Below are 20,361 nucleotides of genomic sequence, written 5' to 3'. Positions count from 1 at the left end.
AACCGTATGCCCACAACCGGTCATAGCACTTTATATGTGTGATGACGTGCTTTTTGTAGAACGAGCCAACGAGTCACGATATGTAGCGAGGTTAAGTACTTAAGGTACGGAGCCGAAGGGAAACCGAGTCTTAATAGGGCACAAAGTTGCATGTCGTGGACCCGAAACCGGGTGACCTATCCATGGCCAGGTTGAAGCGAGAGTAAAATCTCGTGGAGGACCGAACCACGTTGGTGTTGAAAAACCATGGGATGAGCTGTGGATAGCGGAGAAATTCCAATCGAACTCGGAGATAGCTGGTTCTCCTCGAAATAGCTTTAGGGCTAGCGTCGAATATGAGTAATGGAGGTAGAGCACTGAATGGGCTAGGGGGCATATCGCTTACCGAACCTTATCAAACTCCGAATGCCATATACTATTAGTTCGGCAGTCAGACTGCGAATGATAAGATCCGTAGTCAAAAGGGAAACAGCCCAGATCGTCAGCTAAGGTCCCAAAGTGTAAGTTAAGTGGAAAAGGATGTGGGATTTCGAAGACAACTAGGATGTTGGCTTAGAAGCAGCCACTCATTAAAAGAGTGCGTAATAGCTCACTAGTCGAGAGATCCTGCGCCGAAGATGTTCGGGGCTCAAACTTACCACCGAAGCTACGGGCTTACAGTAATGTAAGCGGTAGAGGAGCGTCGTAAACGGGCAGAAGTCGTACCGAAAGGAGCGGTGGACTGTTTACGAGTGAGAATGTTGGCATTAGTAGCGAGATGTGAGTGAGAATCTCACAGGCCGAAAACCTAAGGTTTCCTCAGGAAGGCTCGTCCGCTGAGGGTTAGTCGGGACCTAAGCCGAGGCCGAAAGGCGTAGGTGATGGACAATAGGTTGATATTCCTATACCACTACCATCGTTATTACCGATGGCGTGACGCAGGAGGATAGTGTGTGCTAGCTATTGGATGCTAGTCTAAGCACTTAGGGAGTTAAGACAGGAAAATCCGTTTTAACAATTCTGAGGTGTGATGGGGAAGTCCATTTATGGATGAAGTACATGATTCCACGCTGCCAAGAAAAGCGTCTAGGGAGAAAAGTAGTGCCCGTACCGCAAACCGACACAGGTAGGTGAGGAGAGAATCCTAAGGCCGGCGGAAGAATTGCAGTTAAGGAACTCGGCAAATTGACCCCGTAACTTCGGGAGAAGGGGTGCCTACGAGAGTAGGTCGCAGAGAATAGGCCCAAGCAACTGTTTAGCAAAAACACAGGTCTCTGCTAAAGCGAAAGCTGATGTATAGGGGCTGACGCCTGCCCGGTGCTGGAAGGTTAAGGGGAACACTTAGCGCAAGCGAAGGTGTGAACTTAAGCCCCAGTAAACGGCGGCCGTAACTATAACGGTCCTAAGGTAGCGAAATTCCTTGTCGGGTAAGTTCCGACCCGCACGAATGGCGTAATGATTTGGGCACTGTCTCAACTGCAAATCCGGCGAAGTTGTAGTGCAAGTGAAGATGCTTGCTACCCGCGATTGGACGGAAAGACCCCGTAGAGCTTTACTGTAGTTTAGCATTGAGTTTCGGTATTGTCTGTACAGGATAGGTGGGAGACTGGGAAACTAGGGCGTCAGCTTTAGTGGAGTCAACCTTGGGATACCACCCTGATAGTACTGGAATTCTAACTGGACACCATGAAACTGGTGACAGGACATTGTTAGATGGGCAGTTTGACTGGGGCGGTCGCCTCCGAAAAAGTAACGGAGGCGCTCAAAGGTTCCCTCAGAAGGGTCGGAAATCCTTCGAAGAGTGCAAAGGCAGAAGGGAGCCTGACTGCGACACCTACAAGTGGAGCAGGGACGAAAGTCGGACTTAGTGATCCGGTGGTACCTCGTGGGAGGGCCATCGCTCAACGGATAAAAGCTACCTCGGGGATAACAGGCTGATCTCCCCCAAGAGTCCACATCGACGGGGAGGTTTGGCACCTCGATGTCGGCTCGTCGCATCCTGGGGCTGAAGTAGGTCCCAAGGGTTGGGCTGTTCGCCCATTAAAGCGGCACGCGAGCTGGGTTCAGAACGTCGTGAGACAGTTCGGTCCCTATCCGTCGCGGGCGTAGGAAATTTGAGAGGAGCTGTCCTTAGTACGAGAGGACCGGGATGGACTGACCTCTGGTGTACCAGTTGTTCCGCCAGGAGCATAGCTGGGTAGCTAAGTCGGGAAGGGATAAACGCTGAAGGCATCTAAGCGTGAAGCCCACCTCAAGATAAGATTTCCCATAGAGTAATCTAGTAAGATCCCTTGAAGAACACAAGGTTGATAGGTGAGAGGTGTAAGTGTGGTAACATATTTAGCTGACTCATACTAATAGATCGAGGGCTTGACCAATAAGTTAACTGGAATATATATTATTAAATGAACTTACGTGCAATTTTGAAAGAACAAAATTCTTTCATAATATATTTGGTGATAATGGCATAAAGGTAACACCCCTTCCCATTCCGAACAGGATCGTTAAGCTTTATTACGCCGATGGTACTGCATGGGAGACTGTGTGGGAGAGTAGGAAGTCGCCAAATATTATGGCTCGATAGCTCAGTCGGTAGAGCAGAGGACTGAAAATCCTCGTGTCGCTGGTTCGATTCCTGCTCGAGCCACCATTGTGTGGCGCTATAGCCAAGTGGTAAGGCAGAGGTCTGCAAAACCTTTATCCTCCGGTTCAAATCCGGATGGCGCCTCCAATTAAAAAAACTTGTAAACATTAGTTTGCAAGTTTTTTATTTTTCTCATTTATTTGATATTAGATAATAGTTATTAACAAAAAATCACAAGTTATCAACAGAAGATGTGGATAACTTGTGTGAAAAAGGTATGTTTTTGTGGGAAATTAAATTATACAACCACATTATTTAATATTTCTATATATTTAGAGGTAAAGTTTAATTTAATCTTTGCCCCAATAGGTAAGGTAAGATTAGGATAGTCATGACCGAATGAAAATCCAGTTATTATAGGCTTATTTAAGGGAACTAAAATATTTTTTATAATATCCTCAACAGTATAACTTTTTGAGTAATTTTCTACAGTGCAGTTAGTAAAATGGCCCAATATGAATCCTTTACATTTTGATAGTTTTCCAGAGTATAGAAGTTGACTTAACATTCTATCTAAAGAATAAGGATATTCATTAACTTCTTCTATAAGTAGTATTTTATTATTAAAATTAATTTCATAAGGCGTACTTAATGTAGAACAAATGGTGGCTAAATTTCCTCCGGCTAATATACCAGTAGTATTATCTTCGTTGTAGCATACAGAACCTCCAAAGGGGATATTATAAGGACTATACCCTTGCATTAAAGTAAATTTTAAGCTTTCTAAAGTCTGATCATCATTAAAATCTGAATTTACCATAGGACCATGAAAAGTTACCAAGCCAGTTTTCCTATTAATATAATTAATTAGAGTTGTCAGGTCACTGTATCCACATAGTATTTTGGGATTCTTTTTAATAGCTGAATAATTTAAATATGGAAGTATGTTTATACTGCCATACCCTCCTCTAAAACATATAATAGCTTTAACGTCTTTATTTTCAAACATATTCATTAAATCAGAAGCTCTATCAATAGCTTCTCCTGCAAAATATCCAGAACGACTATATAAATGTTTTCCTAAAAGAAGATTAAATCCTAAGTTCTTAAATGTATCTATTTTATCATTTATTACGTTAATATCCTCGCAGAAAGCTGGTGATACAATTCCTATAAGATCATTATTCTTAAGTGCTTTAGCTAACATAACTACTCCTAAAAATTATTTATATTATATTCTATAGATAAGTAATTAAATGTGCTAATAAATGAAGTATTTATTTATATTCAAATAGGGATAAGTGACTTTTAAGTAGCTTATGCAGAGTTAGGTTTCATATTTCTTTAGCTACTTTTCTATTTAAATACTTTTCTATTTTTCTATTTAAGTACTTAACTTCTTATTAAACATAATAATATAATGGACCTAGGTCAATATCTTGGACACATTTTAAGTCTCAAATTGTCATTCTAAAAAGATCTTCTTTCATTTGCGGAGTTATGTAATCAATAGAACTATGAATTCTTTTACGGTTATACCAAGACTCAATGAAAATAAATAAGTCTAACTTTGCACTTTCATAATCATAATATTGAACATTGTTAACTTGTTCTTTCTTTAAAATAGAATGAAAAGACTCTATACAGGCGTTATCATAAGGGCATGCTTTTCTGCTATTTGAAGCTTTTATTCCATATTTTTTTAGTCTATTAATAAACTCTGTACTTGTGTATTGAACTCCAAGATCAGAGTGGAAAATAAGCGATTCAGTTGGCTTCTGGATTTTATATGCATTATCTAAAGCAGCTATTACTACAGAAGAATCCATAGTCTTTGAAAATGAGTAGCCAACTATCTTTCTCGTATACAAGTCCATATATAGAAGCTAAGTAGCACCAGCCGTCCTTTAATGTATGAATATAAGTTATATCTCCTACCCATTTTTCATTTAGTTTGGTAGTTTTAAAATCCTGTTTGAGTAAGTTTACTCTTTCCAATACTTTCTTAGTAGATTTCGGTGGTCTAAATTTTTTAATTACTATAGAACGAATATTTAGCTCCTTCATTAATCTCTGAACTCGTTTAATACTTATATAAGTACCTGACTTTTCAAGAGTTTTTTGTATTTTGGGAGCACCATATCTACATTTGTTTTCATTATAAATTTGTAGTATTCTTTCTTTCAATATTATGTTTTCCGATTCCCTCCGGGACGGAGTATGGTGATGAGATTGGTAGTAAGTACTCTTAGGCATATTCAGTAATTTACACATGAGTCTTACTGGATAAATTCCATGATTATTATCAATAAATTTAATTATATCTCTTGGTCCTTTGAGAATATGGCGATAGCTTTTTTGGCTAAAGCCCGCCTTTGGTGTAATATTTCAAGTTCCATTTTAATTCGTTCATTTTCTTTCTTTAATTTTGCGAACTCTTTAGAGTCTTCCTTACTCTTTTCTTCAGTAGCTTTACTCTTTTTAGCTATAATAGGCTTTTTCGAGATTTTCTCTTTCACTTGAACACTATTAGTCCAGTTATTCAGAGTAGCTGTTGACACGCCATATTCTTCACATATCGCTTTAATTGGTTTTCCGGTATTGTATACTTCGATTACCATCTTCTTAAAATCATCTGTATAAGTTTTTCTTCTCACTTGAACACACCTCTCTTAACTTTATTATAAATAATTATTAAAATGTGTCCATAAAACCATACTAGCATCAATAATTAATGAGGGTAAAAGGAATACGAAGAAAAATAAAAATGAGCTATGCACTGATATCCAGTGTGGTAGCTCATTTTTTATAGTGTTGTGAAAATTTTAATTTTAATATAAATTTTTCTTAAATTCATAGAATTCAGTTTTTACTTCGCTTAGTAGATTTACATTTTCTATAAGGTCTAAGGCAGTAAAACATAAAGCGTGAGAGGCCTTCATAGCGTTTTGGAAAGCGTAGTCACTTATTGTTGCTTTAGCAAATTCTAGTGAACCATATTCTATATTTTCTCCATTAACTATATCTATATATGGGTGAATTGAAGGAACTTTATGACTTACACAGCCTAAACTAAGTCCAGCAGAAGTGTCTTTAGGCTCTGCTATGTCTATTATTCCTGCCTCTTTTAGATTATGCGAAAAAAGTCTATTAAGAGTAATATTAGTTAACAATTCTTCATTAGGTGGTTCATAAAGTGATATTGCATGTTTAACTCGCATTAGTTTAGAAACGTATAAGCATATTTCTCTTAATTTACTTTCTGCTACTTTAGCAATATCCATGTCATTTGAACGTATGTAGAATTTAGAATCAGTTTCAGTTGGAAGAAGTAAAGGTGTGTATCCTCCATTTGATAATACTGAATTTATATCTACATCTTTAGAAAATCCTTTTAACAAAGAATTAAGAATATTAAAGGTTAATAAAGTAGCGTCTAGAGAAGTGTAGACACTACTATTTAAGAAACTTAATCCGCTATCTCCATAGAATTTAACATTTAGTGGAATTATGGCAGATGAAGTTCCACTCTCAGCAGTTATTATATTTGGATGTGCAGTTAATACTACATCTATATCATCAAAAACTCCTTGCCTTACCATGGTAGACTTAGTTCCACCTAAGTATTCTCCAGGGCAGCCAAGTATTACTATAGTTCCTTGAAGCTTATCTATTATTTTAGATAGACCTAAGGCGCTACTTACAGATATTGTTGTTAATAGATTATGACCAGTGACATGACCTTGATCCTTTATGGCATCATATTCACATACGAAACAGATTTTAGGATAACCGCTTCCTTTTTGCGCATAAAAGGAGGTCTTAATATCTAAATAGTTCTCCTTAACCTCAAAGCCATTATTTTTAAGCAATGTGGTTATATAAGAACAAGCTTTTTCTTCACAGTAACTTTCTTCTGGATTTTCATATAAAAACTTACATAAAGAATATAGATCTTTTTCACAGCTAGCTATGTGAGATATAATTTCTTGCTTCAAAAAAATCCCCTCCTGATTATTCATATAAATTAGTTTTTCCAATAAAGAGTAAATTATTTATATGTCAAAAATAAAGTTAGTTGGACAAAATAACTTTTACGTGTAAATGAATAGAATATAGTGTATGGGGTTAAAATCAAGATAATATTATAGGACAAGAAAAGCGGAGGTAAATTCAATTATGAAAAAAAATTGCATTATATGTGGAAAAGCTAATGAAAATGGTATAATAATATGCGGAAAAGAAATTTGTTTAAGTTGTGAAAAAGCTATTGCAAATGAGCCTGTATATACAGACAGATATGAGTTTTATAAACGTAAGATAAAAAGGTACTTATCACAACCAATAAATTATATCCAATAAACAGATAAGCAAGAGGAAGAGTAATGAATGATGCACCTATAATTTATGGATTAGAAACCTATATTAAAAAAAACTATGCACCTTTTTCCATGCCTGGACATAAACGTGGAAGAGCATTTCAAGATGAATTGACTACTTTAATATTAAATGGAGATATTACTGAGGTGGATGGATTAGATAACTTACAAAACCCTCAAGGGATTATAAGAGAAGCTTTAGATAAGTTGAGTGAATGTTATGGAAGTTATAAATCCTATTTCTTAGTAAATGGAAGCACTTCAGGTAATTTAACCATGATTTTTTCCTCTTTTAACGAAGGGGACAAAGTATTAGTGGAAAGAAACTGCCATAAATCGATATTTAATGGTATATTAGTCAGAAAGTTAAAACCCGTATATATTAAAAATGAGATAAGTTCAAAATTAGGAGCACCACTAGGAATAGATTTTAAACATTTTTTAGAAATAGTAGATAATGAAAAAGATATTAAAGGAATTATATTAACCTACCCTAATTATTTTGGAATTGGTTTAGATATATCTAGGATTATTACAGAATGCAGAAAGAGGTCTATTAAAGTTTTAATAGATGGAGCACATGGGGCGCATTTTGGATTTCATAATGAACTTCCAGAAAGTGCAGTAAAGCTTGGGGCTGATATGGTGGTAATGAGTGCACATAAAACATTACCATCATTAACCCAAACTGCCTATTTACATATAAATAATGAAATTGATAAAGAGAAGGTGGAATTCTATTTATCAACATTTATGAGTACAAGCCCTTCTTATCTATTTATGTCAACTTTAGATTACAGCAGAGCTTTTTTGCAGGAAAAAGCTGAAGTGGCTTATGAGAAGCTAATCAGAAGAATAGAGAAAATAAATGAGGTTATAGATAAGATAGAGGGAATTGATTTTATAGATAATAATAAATTAGAAGATAAATGGACATATGATCCTACTAGAATAGTAATATCAATTAATGAGGGGTATAAGAATATTGACTTAGTTGAATACTTCCTAAATAATGGCGTTCAAGTTGAAATGGCTATAGGAAGAGCAACAGTTTTAATTCCTACTCCATTTAATAGAGAAGAAGATTTTGAAAGATTAGAAAATGCTTTATTGAAGTTAAGAGTAGATAAGGAAGAGACTATAGTCAAAAGTTATGATTTAGATATTGAAGATGGGGAATTGATAGATCCTATAATAGTTATGAATAATGAAGCGGAATTTATTGATATAATAAACTCTGTTGGGAAAATTGCTAAAGAGCATATAGTACCTTATCCACCAGGAGTTCCATTAATATTGATGGGAGAGAAGATTACTAAAGGAAAGATTAATAAACTTTTAGATTTACTAAATGATAATATAGAGTGTATTGGAGTAAATAATAACAAAATTAAAATTTTAAAAGAAATAGAGGAGTAAAAATAAGATGGGAAAAGGAATGTTTATAACATTTGAAGGCGGAGATGGTGCTGGTAAAAGCACTGTAATTAATAAAGTATATGAGGAATTAGTAGAGAAAAATCTATCTTGTATGATTACTAGAGAGCCAGGCGGCATAGATATTGCAGAGCAGATAAGAGAAGTAATACTTAATGTTAAGAACACTAAAATGGATGCAAGAACAGAGGCCCTTTTATATGCAGCTGCAAGAAGACAGCATTTAGCAGAGAAGGTAGTACCAGCTTTAGAAGAAGGTAAAATAGTGTTATGTGATAGATTTTTACATTCATCATTAGCATATCAAGGTTATGCAAGAGGTCTTGGGATAGAAGAAGTTTATGAGATAAATAAATTTGCTATAGATTCTTATATGCCAGATTTAGTAATATTATTTGATATAGAGCCAAAACTAGGTTTAGAAAGAATAAATAAAAATAAGGGAAGAGAAATAAATAGACTAGATAAAGAAAATATGGATTTTCATGATAAAGTTAGAGAAGGATATAGTATTTTAATGGAGAAATACAATCATAATATAGTTAAAGTGGATGCATCTGGGGAGGTAGATGAGGTCTATCTAGAAGTTTCAAAGATTATCAATGAAAATATTGAGAATAAAGCTATATGAAGGAAATATAAATATATTTTAACTTAATATTTTATGATAAAATAAGTATAAGTAAATAGAATTAAAGAGTTTAAAGGAGGTAGGAGAATATGAAATTAGTTATTGCTATAGTTCAAGATGATGATACAGCTGATTTAGTTGAGGCAATTACTGAGGGTGGTTTCAGGGTTACAAAATTAGCTACTACAGGGGGCTTTCTTAAGTCCGGAAATACTACACTATTAATAGGAGTAGAAAAAGAAAAGGTTGATGAGGTTCTTACTATTGTTGAGGATGTATGTAAAACTAGAAAACAACTAGTGGTATCCCCTACTCCTATGGTAGGTACTGCTGATGTATATGTTCCATACCCAGTTGAGGTTCAAGTGGGAGGAGCTACTGTATTTGTAGTAGATGTAGATAAATATGTAAAAATATAATTGAAAGGATGAGTGCATATGAAGTTTATTGGGCATAATAAAATACGAGAATCATTTGATAAACTTATTGAAAAATGTGCACTCTCTCATGCACACTTAATAATAGGAGAGGATGGTATAGGAAAAAGCAAAATAGCTCAGATTTTTGCTTTAAGCATATTAGGTAAAAGTCAGGAAAGAGAATATGCAGATATCGTTAATTATAGAGTAAATGAGAAATCTATAGGAATAGATGAAGTTAGAGGAATAATTCAAGAGATTTATAAAAAACCTTTTGAAGGTGATAAAAAGGTAATAATAATACATAAAGGAAATAAGTTAACGATTCAAGCACAAAATGCTTTATTAAAAACGATAGAAGAACCACCCAAAGGTGTTTACATAATTATATTGTGTGAAAGTGGGGATTTAATATTAGATACAATTAAATCAAGATGCCAGATTCATAAACTTTCACCATTAAATATTGAAGATATGAGAGAGTATATAAATTTATATTTTAAAGAGTTTGATGAAAAAATGATTAATTCTGCATTAGCATATGCAGGAGGAGTTCCTGGAAAGGTAGAAGATTTTTTTAATAACAAAAATTTAGAAATTTTAAGAGGTATTATATGTAATTTATTAGTTGATATTAATAAAGGCGATAAAGAAGCTGTTATTACATATGAGAAAAAGTTAGCTAGTTTTAAGGAAAATTGGGAAGAAATTTTAAATATTTTACTTTCATTTATAAGAGATATATCCGTATATAAAGAAGTAGAAAATAAGGAGTTAATCATAAATGGTGATAAACTTCATGAAATAGATAATATATCAAGAGAAATGACCTTTAGAAAACTCAAAGGAATGGTAAAGGTTTTAGATAGAACAAGAAGTAAATTAAATAGCAACACAAATTTTTTATTAACATTAAATGTTATGATCATAGATCTTATGGAGGTTTAAAATGATAAAAGTTGTAGGAGTCCGTTTCAAAAAAGCGGGTAAAATATATTATTTCGATCCTAATAATGCAGAGGTAAAAAAGGATTGTTATGTCATAGTTGAAACAGCAAGAGGCGTGGAGTTTGGAGAATGTGTTATTGGAGTAAAGGAAATACGCGAGGAAGATATAGTAGCTCCACTTAAAACAGTTATTAGGGTTGCAAATGAAGAAGATATAAGATTACATAAAGAAAATAAAGAAAAAGAGAAAGAGGCTTTTGATGTATGCCTTAAGAAAATAGTAAGTCATGGCTTAAATATGAAGTTAATAGATGTAGAGTATACATTTGATAATAATAAAGTTATTTTTTACTTCACAGCAGATGGAAGAGTAGACTTTAGAGAATTAGTTAAAGACTTAGCTACAATATTTAAAACAAGAATAGAGTTAAGACAAATAGGTGTAAGAGACGAGGCTAAAATGATTGGTGGTTTAGGACCTTGTGGAAGACCTTTATGCTGCTCAAGTTTCCTTGGAGATTTTGCATCGGTATCAATTAAAATGGCAAAAGAGCAAAGTTTATCCTTGAATCCTACTAAGATATCAGGAATATGTGGAAGATTAATGTGCTGTTTAAATTATGAACAAAGCACCTACGAAGATATTAGAAAGAGACTACCTAGGGTAGGATCAATAGTTAAAACTGTAGATGGTAGAGGAGAAGTTGTTGGCAATAATACTGTAAAAGAGACAGTTAAAGTTAAGATGGCTTTTGGGGAAGAAGAAGTAATAAATGAATATAAGATAGAGAAAATAGAGTTAATAAGTGGAACTTATGAGGGGAATGTAGATGACGGGGAAATAAAACTTGAAATAGAAGATGAAACTGATAAAGTTCTTATTAAGGATTTAATAAAGGATAATTAGATCATATTCAGGGGGATGAAAATGAAGTCTTCAATTAAAATTATCGGTATGAAAACATCAGAAGATGTAAAAAAAATAAAAAATGCAGTAGCTTCAAATACAGGGGTAGTTGCCTGTGAAATTAATAAGGAAAAAGGAGAAGTAAGCATAATATATGATGACTACTTCTCTAAATTAGATAAAATTATTGATTCCATAGAATTACTGGGATATACTGTCGTTTAAAAAATTATGTCAAAAGTATTTGAAAATATACACGAATGTGATAAAATTAACGTGGTAGTTACATACCGAAAATATTAGGAGGTGTTTTATTATGGCATATAAAATAGAAGAAACATGTATAAGCTGCGGTGCTTGTGCAGCTGAATGTCCAGTAAATGCTATAGAACAAGGAGATACAATATTTGTAGTTAATGCAGATACTTGCATAGATTGCGGAAATTGTGCCAACGTTTGCCCAGTTGGAGCTCCAGTAGCAGAATAATTTTAAAAAGCATCGCCTTTTAGGCGGTGTTTTTTTGTACAAGCAATTAAATAGAAATATAAAAAAGATGCTTAGTTTAGGCATCTTTTATTTATATTTGTGGAGGAGATAAAAGTAATACTTTAGGGGTATTATCTGTACTTACGAATAATTCTTCAGTGTTAAGAGTGTTATTAGGTAATTTTAAAACATTTTTTGAAGCTATTAAAAATTCTTCTGGACCTCTTAATAAGAAAGACAGATTTGGGGTTTTGTAATGCATTGGAACAATATATTTAGGAGATAATAAATCACATATACGATAAGCGGTTTTACCACCTATAGTATAAAGATCTCCAACTGGAATCATAAGTACATCAATGTTTCCTAATAAATCTTTATAATCGTTATTTAGCATATGACCTAAGTCTCCAAGGTGGCATAATCTAAGATTATCAACCTCAAATAAAAAAATTATATTAGGACCTCTTTTAAGACCATTTTGATCATCATGAAAAGAAGGTATTCCTGTTATTTTTATTGAATCAATTAGATATTCATTAGTTGAATTAATTACTTGTGGTTCACAGTCTAAGTTAGTTAAGTTAGAATGATCAAAATGATCATGAGATATAGTTACTATATCTACGGACCCTTTGAAGGGAATATACCCAATTTTTGAATCAAAGGGATCCATTAGTATTTTTGTATTATTTGAAGTTTCTAAAAGAAAACATGAATGACCATACCAGGTTAATTTCATAAAATCACCTCGTTTATAGTATTACCATAAATTCAAGAAAATACTAAAAATAAAAACCATTATATATTTACAATAGTAATTATTATATGATAAGATATATCTAAACAAAGTCAAAGAAAGTCAAGGTTAAGAAGGTGACGAAATGGCAAGACTATCAGATGTGATAGAAAGCTTTATAAAAGCTTTAATTAGTGAAAGTGAAGATCAGAAGTTACAGATTCAAAGAAACGAGTTAGCAGATAGATTTAGTTGTGCTCCCTCTCAAATTAATTATGTATTAACTACAAGGTTTACTTGTGAAAAAGGATATTTAATTGAAAGTAGAAGAGGTGGCGGTGGTTGCATAGTAATTAGAAAGGTTAAATATAATAACCATAGAAGTAGAAAAGAGTTAATAGACGAAAGTATAGGAGATTCAATAACTTATCATAATTCAATAGCATTATTAGAAAGTTTATATGATGCCGAGATAATAAATGATAGGGAATTCAATATAATTAAAATGGTTATAAATGATAGAACGTTGCAAGCAGTTGAAAACAGAAATAAGGTAAGAGCGGACATATTAAAATCAACAATTGCATTATTGTTATCTTAAAGGGGGAATACAAGTGTTATGTGAAAAATGCAATAAAAATGATGCTACAGTCCATATGGTAAAAATAATAAATGGAGTAAAAAGCGAAGTAAGATTGTGTGAGAAATGTGCTAGTGATATATCTGATATACCAGTTAATTCATCTTTCGAAGACTTCGAAGGATTTCCTCTGCAAAGCATCTTAGGAGGTTTGGTTGATTATTTTAATAAAAACGCTACTGATAAACCAGAAAATGAAGTAGTTTGTAAGTCTTGTGGAATGAACTATAGGGAGTTTAGAAAGACAGGATTACTTGGATGTAGTAATTGCTATGAGAGTTTTTCTAAAACACTAACTCCTGTTATAAAAAGAGTTCAAGGTGATGTTGAACATATAGGTAAAATTCCAGAAAATGAGGGAAGAGTAATTGCAGAAAAGAAGAAAATTATTAAGCTTAAAGAAGAATTGCAAAAAGCTATATTAGCAGAAGAGTATGAAAAAGCAGCAGAGATAAGAGATAATATAAAATCTATTCATGAGAAATTAGAGGAATAGGAGGTGCCATATGGAGAGTTGGATAAATAGCAGTAAAGAAGACGTGGTTATATCTAGTAGAGTACGATTAGCTAGAAATTTAAAAGAAGTTCCTTTTCCTAATAAGCTAGATAATGAAAATGGTATAGAAGTATCAAGTAGTATTCAAGAAGCTTTTAATAAAGTTTTAAAAGATAAAGGAGAATACAAAACTTATGAATTAAGAGATATATCACCAAACTTAGCAAGAACTTTTCTTGAAAAACACTTAATAAGCCCAAATCTTATTAAAAATGGGACTATTTCTTCTTTCATTGTGGATGATGATGAAACTTTTAGTTTAATGATAAATGAAGAGGATCATATTAGATTACAGTGTATAACTGCAGGCTTTGATATTAGATCAGCATATAATAATGCTGATGAGGTGGATTCATTATTAGAGCAGGAAATAGAATATGCATTTAATGAAAAGTTAGGGTATTTAACAGCCTGCCCAACTAATATAGGTACTGCAATGAGAGCATCTGTTATGATACATTTACCAGCTGCAACTTTTAATAATGAGATTCCGAAATTATTAAAGGGACTAAATCAAGTTGGAATGACATTAAGAGGATTATATGGAGAAGGCTCAAAAGGTGAAGGAAATATATATCAGATATCTAATCAAGTAACTTTAGGTGTTACAGATGAAGATATACTAACTAATTTAGAAGCTGTAGCGTTACAAGTAGTTGCAGAAGAAAAAAATATAAGAAAACTTTATTTAGATCAATATAAATATGAAGTTGAGGATAGAATATTTAGAGCAAGAGCTTTGCTTGAAAATGCAAGAGTATTAACATTAAAAGAATCATTAGGTTTACTTTCAAGTATTAGGCTTGGAGTTGAAGAAGGTTTAATAGAGGATATAGATATTAAAACTGTTAATAAAATGTTGTTATTTTCTCAAAATGCATCCCTTCAGAATCACTTAGATAGGGAATTAAAAGAAAGAGAAAGAAATATAGAAAGAGCAAAATTAATGAGAAGTATATTATCAGAGTCTTAGGAGGTGTATAAAATGATGTATGGGAAATTTACAGAGAGAGCGCAAAGAGTGATATTAAAAGCTCAAAAAGAGTCCCAAGAGTTTAAACATGGATATATAGGAACAGAGCATATTTTATTAGGAATAATTGCTGAAGAAGGAGTTAGTCAAGAACTTCTTAAAGAATATGGAATAAATGAAGATGGAGTAAAAAAACTGCTTCAAGAATATGTTGGAGAAGGTGATTTTGATTCTACAAAAGGAGATATTCCATTAACTCCAAGAACAAAAAGATTGCTAGATTTAAGTTTGTTAGAAGCTAGAAATTTAGCACAGAATTATATTTCACCAGAACATATATTATTAGCTATGATTAATGAAAAAGAAGGCGTAGCATATACAATTTTGAATAGCTTAAATGTTAACTTTGATAAAATAAAGCAAGATATTTTAAATGCTTTATCTGGTAATACTAACAATCCTCAAGGAAATGCTGAGGAAAGTAAAAGAAAGAAAAAGATTAATACACCTGCATTAGATCAATATGGCAGAGACTTAACTGAAATGGCTAAAGAAGGCAAACTTGACCCAGTAGTAGGAAGAGATGAGGAAACTCAAAGACTTTTAGAAATTCTTTGCAGAAGAATAAAAAACAATCCTTGTCTAATAGGAGATCCTGGAGTAGGAAAAACTGCTGTGGTAGAAGGATTAGCACAGAAAATAGTTGAAGGGAATATCCCTGAAATACTTAAGGAAAAAAGAGTAGTATCCCTAGATATTAGCTCTATGATAGCTGGAGCCAAATATAGAGGTGAGTTTGAAGACAGATTAAAGAAGCTTATGGAAGAGATAAAAGAATCAGGCAATGTTATATTGTTTATAGATGAAATGCATACAATTGTTGGTGCTGGAGGAGCAGAAGGTGCAATTGACGCATCAAATATTTTAAAGCCAGCATTAGCTAGAGGAGAAATCCAATGTATTGGAGCTACTACTATAGATGAATATAGAAAATATGTAGAAAAAGATTCGGCTTTAGAAAGAAGATTCCAACCAGTTAACGTAGGAGAGCCATCAAAAGAAGAAACCTTATTAATTTTAAAAGGATTAAGAGATAAATATGAAGCTCATCATAGGGTAAAAATTACAGATGAGGCGTTAGTAGCAGCAGTAAATCTATCAGATAGATATATTACAGATAGATATATGCCTGATAAAGCTATAGATCTTATTGATGAAGCAGCTGCAAAAGTAAGAATAGAAAATCTTACAGCACCACCAGATTTAAAGGAAATTGAGGAGTTAATAGATAAGACAGTTAAAGAGAAAGAAGATGCAATAACTGTTCAAGATTTTGAAAAAGCTGCTAACCTTAGAGATAATGAAAAAGAGTTAAAGGAGAAATTAGAAAATCTTAAAAAGGATTGGAGTACACAAACTTCAGTTCAAACTCATACAGTTGATGAAAGTAAAATTGCAGCGGTAGTTTCAAAATGGACTAAAGTTCCAGTAGAGAAATTAACTGAAAAAGAAGCAGATAAATTATTAAAACTTGAAGAGATACTTCATAATAGAGTTATAGGTCAAAGAGAAGCTGTTAAGTCTGTAGCTAAAGCTGTAAGAAGAGCTAGGGTAGGATTAAAAGACCCTAATAGACCTATAGGATCATTTATATTCTTAGGACCTACTGGAGTAGGAAAAACTGAACTTTCCAAAGCTCTTGCAGAAGCTATGTTTGGTGATGAAAATAGTATTATAAGAATTGATATGTCTGAGTACATGGAGAAGTTTGCGGTATCTAGATTAATAGGATCTCCTCCAGGATATGTTGGATATGATGAAGGTGGTCAATTAACAGAGGCAGTTAGAAGAAAACCATATTCAGTTATATTACTAGACGAGATTGAAAAAGCTCATCCAGATGTATTTAACATTTTGCTTCAAATACTAGAAGATGGTAGATTAACTGATTCCAAAGGAAAGACTGTTAACTTTAAAAACACCATAATAATAATGACATCTAATATAGGTGCTCATATGCTTAAAAAACAAAAAACATTAGGATTTGCTATAGATTCTGATAAAGCTGAAACTGAGTATGAAAAGATGAAAGAAAATATTATGGAAGAGTTAAAAAGAAGTTTTAGACCAGAGTTCCTTAACAGAATAGATGATACCATAGTATTCCATAGCTTAGTAGAAAATGATTTAATTGATATAGTTAATTTAATGTTAGAATCTATAAAGGAAAGAGTTGAACAACAAGAAATACATTTAGAGTTTGATGAAGATAGTAAAAAAACTCTAATAAAAGAAGGTACCGATTTAGCTTATGGAGCAAGACCTCTTAGAAGAGTAATTACTAAAAAGGTTGAAGACAAACTTGCAGAAGAGCTATTAAAAGGAACAATTAAAAAAGGTGATAAAATAAAAGTTACATCAGATGAAGGAAATTTAGTTTTTTCGCCAGTTCCTGTTCAGTAATAAAATAGGAGAACCAGTATGATAGATTATATTGGTTCTCTTTCTTTATTTTTATAAATAATAATTAAGTGAAAGTGGAAATAATAAAAATAGAAATTAATAATATACTTAAATTGTAGCTTAATTTAAATATTAATTAGAAGTACTAATTAATAGTAATTATTCAATAAGTACTTGAAAATAAAAATTCTAGTGTTATAATAAATATAAGGATACCCCATGGGGGTAATTGAGGAGTGATCAAAAGTATGAGTAAAGAAGTGAAAAATATAGATTTGATGATCATAGGAGGAGGTCCAGCTGGATTAACCGCAGCTATATATGCAGCACGAGCTAAGTTAGATATGATTCTTCTTGAAAATGCTGTTGTAGGTGGTCAAGTAAGAACTAGCTATACAATAGAAAATTATCCAGGATTTAAAACCATAGAAGGTGGAAAACTTGCAGATATAATGCAAGAACAAGCAGAAGAATTAGGAGCTAAAATAGATGAATTTGATCTAGTCCAAAGTGCAAAATTAACAGATGAAGAAAAAGTCATTGAGACTGATAGTTATATATATAAACCTAAGGCGGTTATTATTGCTACAGGAGCAATGCCTAAAAAGTTACCTATACCAAATGAAGAAAAGTTTTCTAGTAAAGGGGTACACTATTGTGCTGTGTGTGATGGAGCTATGTACGGTGATAAGATTATTGCTGTAGTTGGTGGAGGAAATTCAGCATTAGAAGAGGCATTATTTTTAACTAAGTTTGCCAGTAAAGTAATAATGATTAGAAGATTTGATTATTTTAAAGGTGAAAAAGCTACTATAGATGAGGTGTTAAATCATCCTAAAATAGAGGTTCTATTTAACTGGGATTTAGTAGATGTAGAAGGAGAAACTTATTTAGAAAAAGCAATTATAAAAAATACTCAAACAAATGAACAAAAAGAAATTAAAATAGATGCTGTTTTTGGATATATAGGAACTGAGCCTAAAACAGATTATTTCAAAGAAGATATAAATTTAACTAAGGGTGGTTATATTATAGCTGATGAGTCAACAAGAACAAATGTTAAGGGTGTATATGCAGCTGGGGATGTTAGAGAAAAACAATTCCGCCAAATAACAACAGCAGTTGCTGATGGAACTATTTCAGCGTTAGATGCAGAAAAATATATTGTAGAAAAAAGGAGAGATAAGTAATGGTAAAAATATATTCAACAGATTGGTGCCCATGGTGTGTTAAGGCAAAAAAATATTTCGATTCAAAAAATATAGAATTTACAGAATTAATAGTTGCTGATGATAAAGAAAATAGAGAAGAAGTGTTTAAGGTGTCTGGACAAAGAAGTGTTCCGGTAATAGATATAAATGGCGAAATAGTTGTAGGTTTTGATAGAGAAAAAATAGACAAAGTATTAAATTTATAATTTGAGGTGAAATTAATGTTTAACGATTTATGTTGTAAAGATAAAATATATAGAAATTATGTAGGTGGAGAATGGGTTAAGAGTGAAACAAGTAAATTGATTTCAATAAATTCTCCAGTAGATGGATCATTGGTTGGAAAAGTTCAAGCGATGAGCAAAGAAGAAGTAGATTATGCTATACAAAACGCAAAAGAAGCTCAAAAAGAGTGGGATAAAATGCCTATAAATAAAAGAGCTGCTATATTACTAAAGGCAGCTGATTTACTTGATGAAAAGGCAGAAGAGATAGCAAATATAATGGTTTTAGAAATAGCTAAAGATAAAAAGAGTGCAATTTCTGAAGTTAATAGAACTGCTGATTATATAAGATTTAGTGCAGATACTGCTAAAAATATGGCTGGAGAGACTTTACCAGGAGAATCTTTCCCAGGTACAGGAAAAGGCAAGATAAGCATAGTAAATAGAGTGGCATTAGGCGTTGTATTAGCTATATCACCATTTAACTATCCTGTTAACCTTTCAGCTTCAAAGATAGCACCTGCATTAATGGCTGGAAATAGTATAGTATTAAAGCCTGCAACTCAAGGAAGTATAAGTGCACTTCACTTGGTTAGGGTATTCCAAGAAGCTGGAGTTCCAGCAGGAGTAATTAATACTATAACAGGTAGAGGTAGTGAAATAGGAGATTACGTAGTTGGTCATCCGTTAGTAGATTTTATAAACTTTACAGGAAGTACAGAAATAGGATTAAGAATTTCTGGAATAACAACAATGAAACCATTATTAATGGAACTGGGAGGAAAAGATGCTGCTATAGTATTAGAAGATGCTGATTTAGACTTAGCAGCTCATAATATAGTTGCTGGTGCATATTCATATTCTGGCCAAAGATGTACAGCAGTTAAAAGAATATTAGTTATAGATAAGGTTGCTGACGAATTAGTAAAGAAAGTTAGAGAAAAAGTAAAACTTTTAAAAGTAGGAAATCCAATTAATGAGCAGGTAGATGTAGTACCATTAATTGATGATAAGGCAGCTGATTATGTTGAAAGTTTGATACTTGAATCCAAAGAAAAGGGAGCTACCATATTAGAAGGTGGAAATAGAGAAGGAAATTTAATTTATCCAACTTTAGTTGATAATGTTACATTAGATATGAGATTAGCTTGGGAAGAACCTTTTGGGCCAGTATTGCCTATTATAAGAGTTAATAATGTTGATGAAGCTATATCTATAGCTAATAAATCTGAATATGGATTACAATCATCAGTATTTACAAGAGATATAAATAAAGCTTTTTATGTGGCTAATAAGTTAGAAGTAGGAACAGTTCAAATAAATAATAAAACTGAAAGAGGACCGGATCATTTCCCATTCTCAGGAGTTAAGGCATCTGGTATAGGAACTCAAGGAATAAGATATTCCATAGAGGCTATGTCTAGACCAAAAGCAGTCGTTTTAAATATAGAATAAAAATTAAACAAAAAAGGAAGCAATTTATTGCTTCCTTTATTATTTTTAATTTTATAGATTTAAAGCAGTATCTATTGCAGGTTTGTCAAAACCAACAATAACAGTTCCGTCAATATCTAAAACAGGAACTCCCATTTGTCTTGATTTATTAACCATTTCCTGTCTAGCATCCATATCTTCTTGAACATTTAATTCCTCAAATGCTATATCCTTAGATTTTAAGTATGTCTTAGCCTTAACGCACCAAGGACAAGAGTTTGTTGTATATACTTTTACCATTAAAATTCACTACCTTTCTTAATAACTAATAATAATTATTCATTAATAAT

General features: G+C 32.7%; 19 protein-coding genes, 2 tRNA genes, 2 rRNA genes and 1 pseudogene (1 of these 24 running past the window's edge). 19 read left to right on the top strand and 5 right to left on the bottom strand.

The window, feature by feature from the left end; translation table 11 throughout:
• The 4 genes from P8F83_RS16180 to P8F83_RS16165 form a co-directional block, all read left to right on the top strand.
• Window positions 1–2,357, top strand: a 23S ribosomal RNA gene (locus P8F83_RS16180) (it extends 547 nt beyond the left edge of the window).
• A gap of 74 nt (window positions 2,358–2,431) precedes the next feature.
• Window positions 2,432–2,548: ribosomal RNA gene (rrf, locus tag P8F83_RS16175) — 5S ribosomal RNA — on the top strand.
• A gap of 5 nt (window positions 2,549–2,553) precedes the next feature.
• Window positions 2,554–2,629: transfer RNA gene (locus P8F83_RS16170), tRNA-Phe, on the top strand.
• Window positions 2,630–2,635: 6 nt separating this feature from the next.
• A tRNA-Cys gene (locus P8F83_RS16165) sits at window positions 2,636–2,710 on the top strand.
• A gap of 151 nt (window positions 2,711–2,861) precedes the next feature.
• On the opposite strand, the gene P8F83_RS16160 is transcribed toward P8F83_RS16165, so the two are convergent.
• The 3 genes and pseudogenes from P8F83_RS16160 to P8F83_RS16150 all read right to left on the bottom strand — a co-directional run bounded on the left by P8F83_RS16160 (window position 2,862) and on the right by P8F83_RS16150 (window position 6,561).
• The gene (locus P8F83_RS16160) at window positions 2,862–3,770 is read right to left on the bottom strand and encodes a S66 peptidase family protein (RefSeq protein WP_326511883.1); all 909 of its coding nucleotides are present in this window, start codon (window positions 3,768–3,770) and stop codon (window positions 2,862–2,864) included.
• Between the two features lie 250 nt (window positions 3,771–4,020).
• A pseudogene (locus P8F83_RS16155) lies at window positions 4,021–5,220 on the bottom strand (IS3 family transposase).
• Between the two features lie 174 nt (window positions 5,221–5,394).
• Window positions 5,395–6,561 (bottom strand): zinc-binding metallopeptidase family protein, encoded by a 1,167-nt coding sequence (locus P8F83_RS16150; protein ID WP_326511882.1) that lies wholly within the window; start codon window positions 6,559–6,561, stop codon window positions 5,395–5,397.
• A 181-nt stretch (window positions 6,562–6,742) separates the two neighbouring features.
• Between P8F83_RS16150 and P8F83_RS16145 the strand changes: the two genes are divergently transcribed.
• The 8 genes from P8F83_RS16145 to P8F83_RS16110 all read left to right on the top strand — a co-directional run bounded on the left by P8F83_RS16145 (window position 6,743) and on the right by P8F83_RS16110 (window position 11,771).
• On the top strand, window positions 6,743–6,925 hold the full coding sequence (locus P8F83_RS16145) for a sigma factor G inhibitor Gin (protein ID WP_021800109.1): 183 nt from the start codon (window positions 6,743–6,745) through the stop codon (window positions 6,923–6,925).
• A 23-nt stretch (window positions 6,926–6,948) separates the two neighbouring features.
• Window positions 6,949–8,361, top strand: a complete 1,413-nt coding sequence (locus P8F83_RS16140; RefSeq protein WP_326511881.1) for an aminotransferase class I/II-fold pyridoxal phosphate-dependent enzyme — start codon at window positions 6,949–6,951, stop codon at window positions 8,359–8,361.
• Window positions 8,362–8,368: 7 nt separating this feature from the next.
• On the top strand, window positions 8,369–9,010 hold the full coding sequence (tmk, locus tag P8F83_RS16135) for a dTMP kinase (RefSeq protein WP_326511880.1): 642 nt from the start codon (window positions 8,369–8,371) through the stop codon (window positions 9,008–9,010).
• 89 nt (window positions 9,011–9,099) lie between these two features.
• Entirely contained in the window at window positions 9,100–9,429 is a 330-nt protein-coding gene (locus tag P8F83_RS16130; protein ID WP_021800112.1) for a cyclic-di-AMP receptor, read from the top strand.
• A gap of 18 nt (window positions 9,430–9,447) precedes the next feature.
• Window positions 9,448–10,377, top strand: coding sequence for a DNA polymerase III subunit delta' (locus P8F83_RS16125; protein WP_326511879.1), 930 nt, complete (start codon window positions 9,448–9,450; stop codon window positions 10,375–10,377).
• 1 nt (window position 10,378) lies between these two features.
• Window positions 10,379–11,284, top strand: coding sequence for a PSP1 domain-containing protein (locus P8F83_RS16120; protein WP_073022795.1), 906 nt, complete (start codon window positions 10,379–10,381; stop codon window positions 11,282–11,284).
• Window positions 11,285–11,305: 21 nt separating this feature from the next.
• Window positions 11,306–11,509 (top strand): heavy-metal-associated domain-containing protein, encoded by a 204-nt coding sequence (locus tag P8F83_RS16115; protein WP_073022794.1) that lies wholly within the window; start codon window positions 11,306–11,308, stop codon window positions 11,507–11,509.
• Window positions 11,510–11,600: 91 nt separating this feature from the next.
• Window positions 11,601–11,771 carry a DUF362 domain-containing protein gene (locus P8F83_RS16110; protein ID WP_021800116.1) on the top strand — a complete coding sequence of 57 codons (171 nt, stop codon included), beginning with the start codon at window positions 11,601–11,603 and terminating at the stop codon, window positions 11,769–11,771.
• Window positions 11,772–11,862: 91 nt separating this feature from the next.
• Here the strand turns inward: P8F83_RS16110 and P8F83_RS16105 are convergent, their stop codons facing one another.
• Window positions 11,863–12,513, bottom strand: a complete 651-nt coding sequence (locus P8F83_RS16105) for an MBL fold metallo-hydrolase (RefSeq protein WP_326511878.1) — start codon at window positions 12,511–12,513, stop codon at window positions 11,863–11,865.
• 142 nt (window positions 12,514–12,655) lie between these two features.
• Between P8F83_RS16105 and P8F83_RS16100 the strand changes: the two genes are divergently transcribed.
• The 7 genes from P8F83_RS16100 to P8F83_RS16070 all read left to right on the top strand — a co-directional run bounded on the left by P8F83_RS16100 (window position 12,656) and on the right by P8F83_RS16070 (window position 20,032).
• Window positions 12,656–13,111, top strand: coding sequence for a CtsR family transcriptional regulator (locus tag P8F83_RS16100; protein ID WP_021800118.1), 456 nt, complete (start codon window positions 12,656–12,658; stop codon window positions 13,109–13,111).
• Between the two features lie 13 nt (window positions 13,112–13,124).
• Complete coding sequence (locus P8F83_RS16095) at window positions 13,125–13,646, top strand: UvrB/UvrC motif-containing protein (protein WP_073022792.1); 522 nt, start codon at window positions 13,125–13,127, stop codon at window positions 13,644–13,646.
• A 10-nt stretch (window positions 13,647–13,656) separates the two neighbouring features.
• On the top strand, window positions 13,657–14,679 hold the full coding sequence (locus P8F83_RS16090) for a protein arginine kinase (RefSeq protein WP_326511877.1): 1,023 nt from the start codon (window positions 13,657–13,659) through the stop codon (window positions 14,677–14,679).
• 12 nt (window positions 14,680–14,691) lie between these two features.
• On the top strand, window positions 14,692–17,142 hold the full coding sequence (locus tag P8F83_RS16085) for an ATP-dependent Clp protease ATP-binding subunit (protein WP_326511876.1): 2,451 nt from the start codon (window positions 14,692–14,694) through the stop codon (window positions 17,140–17,142).
• Window positions 17,143–17,390: 248 nt separating this feature from the next.
• Window positions 17,391–18,332, top strand: coding sequence for a thioredoxin-disulfide reductase (gene trxB, locus P8F83_RS16080; RefSeq protein ID WP_326511875.1), 942 nt, complete (start codon window positions 17,391–17,393; stop codon window positions 18,330–18,332).
• Window positions 18,332–18,559, top strand: a complete 228-nt coding sequence (locus P8F83_RS16075; protein WP_073022789.1) for a glutaredoxin family protein — start codon at window positions 18,332–18,334, stop codon at window positions 18,557–18,559. The genes trxB and P8F83_RS16075 overlap by 1 nt, the downstream gene beginning before the upstream one ends.
• 15 nt (window positions 18,560–18,574) lie before the next feature.
• Entirely contained in the window at window positions 18,575–20,032 is a 1,458-nt protein-coding gene (locus P8F83_RS16070) for an NADP-dependent glyceraldehyde-3-phosphate dehydrogenase (protein ID WP_326511874.1), read from the top strand.
• Window positions 20,033–20,083: 51 nt separating this feature from the next.
• On the opposite strand, the gene P8F83_RS16065 is transcribed toward P8F83_RS16070, so the two are convergent.
• Window positions 20,084–20,311 carry a glutaredoxin family protein gene (locus tag P8F83_RS16065; RefSeq protein WP_021800125.1) on the bottom strand — a complete coding sequence of 76 codons (228 nt, stop codon included), beginning with the start codon at window positions 20,309–20,311 and terminating at the stop codon, window positions 20,084–20,086.
• Between the last annotated feature and the right edge of the window lie 50 nt (window positions 20,312–20,361).

Source organism: Clostridium intestinale, from assembly GCF_035905475.1.
Classification (GTDB): Bacteria; Bacillota; Clostridia; order Clostridiales; family Clostridiaceae; genus Clostridium_T; species Clostridium_T intestinale.
Note: the sequence above shows the minus strand (reverse complement) of the source record. Positions and strands in the feature narration are given on the sequence as shown.

Excerpts from the sequence above, each read along its gene's own strand:
- P8F83_RS16160 (WP_326511883.1), bottom strand. The coding sequence starts at position 3,770 with ATGTTAGCTAAAGCACTTAAGAATAATGATCTTATAGGAATTGTATCA.
- P8F83_RS16145 (WP_021800109.1), top strand. The coding sequence starts at position 6,743 with ATGAAAAAAAATTGCATTATATGTGGAAAAGCTAATGAAAATGGTATA.
- P8F83_RS16140 (WP_326511881.1), top strand. The coding sequence starts at position 6,949 with ATGAATGATGCACCTATAATTTATGGATTAGAAACCTATATTAAAAAA.
- tmk (WP_326511880.1), top strand. The coding sequence starts at position 8,369 with ATGGGAAAAGGAATGTTTATAACATTTGAAGGCGGAGATGGTGCTGGT.
- P8F83_RS16130 (WP_021800112.1), top strand. The coding sequence starts at position 9,100 with ATGAAATTAGTTATTGCTATAGTTCAAGATGATGATACAGCTGATTTA.
- P8F83_RS16125 (WP_326511879.1), top strand. The coding sequence starts at position 9,448 with ATGAAGTTTATTGGGCATAATAAAATACGAGAATCATTTGATAAACTT.
- P8F83_RS16120 (WP_073022795.1), top strand. The coding sequence starts at position 10,379 with ATGATAAAAGTTGTAGGAGTCCGTTTCAAAAAAGCGGGTAAAATATAT.
- P8F83_RS16115 (WP_073022794.1), top strand. The coding sequence starts at position 11,306 with ATGAAGTCTTCAATTAAAATTATCGGTATGAAAACATCAGAAGATGTA.
- P8F83_RS16110 (WP_021800116.1), top strand. The coding sequence starts at position 11,601 with ATGGCATATAAAATAGAAGAAACATGTATAAGCTGCGGTGCTTGTGCA.
- P8F83_RS16105 (WP_326511878.1), bottom strand. The coding sequence starts at position 12,513 with ATGAAATTAACCTGGTATGGTCATTCATGTTTTCTTTTAGAAACTTCA.
- P8F83_RS16100 (WP_021800118.1), top strand. The coding sequence starts at position 12,656 with ATGGCAAGACTATCAGATGTGATAGAAAGCTTTATAAAAGCTTTAATT.
- P8F83_RS16090 (WP_326511877.1), top strand. The coding sequence starts at position 13,657 with ATGGAGAGTTGGATAAATAGCAGTAAAGAAGACGTGGTTATATCTAGT.
- P8F83_RS16085 (WP_326511876.1), top strand. The coding sequence starts at position 14,692 with ATGATGTATGGGAAATTTACAGAGAGAGCGCAAAGAGTGATATTAAAA.
- trxB (WP_326511875.1), top strand. The coding sequence starts at position 17,391 with ATGAGTAAAGAAGTGAAAAATATAGATTTGATGATCATAGGAGGAGGT.
- P8F83_RS16075 (WP_073022789.1), top strand. The coding sequence starts at position 18,332 with ATGGTAAAAATATATTCAACAGATTGGTGCCCATGGTGTGTTAAGGCA.
- P8F83_RS16070 (WP_326511874.1), top strand. The coding sequence starts at position 18,575 with ATGTTTAACGATTTATGTTGTAAAGATAAAATATATAGAAATTATGTA.
- P8F83_RS16065 (WP_021800125.1), bottom strand. The coding sequence starts at position 20,311 with ATGGTAAAAGTATATACAACAAACTCTTGTCCTTGGTGCGTTAAGGCT.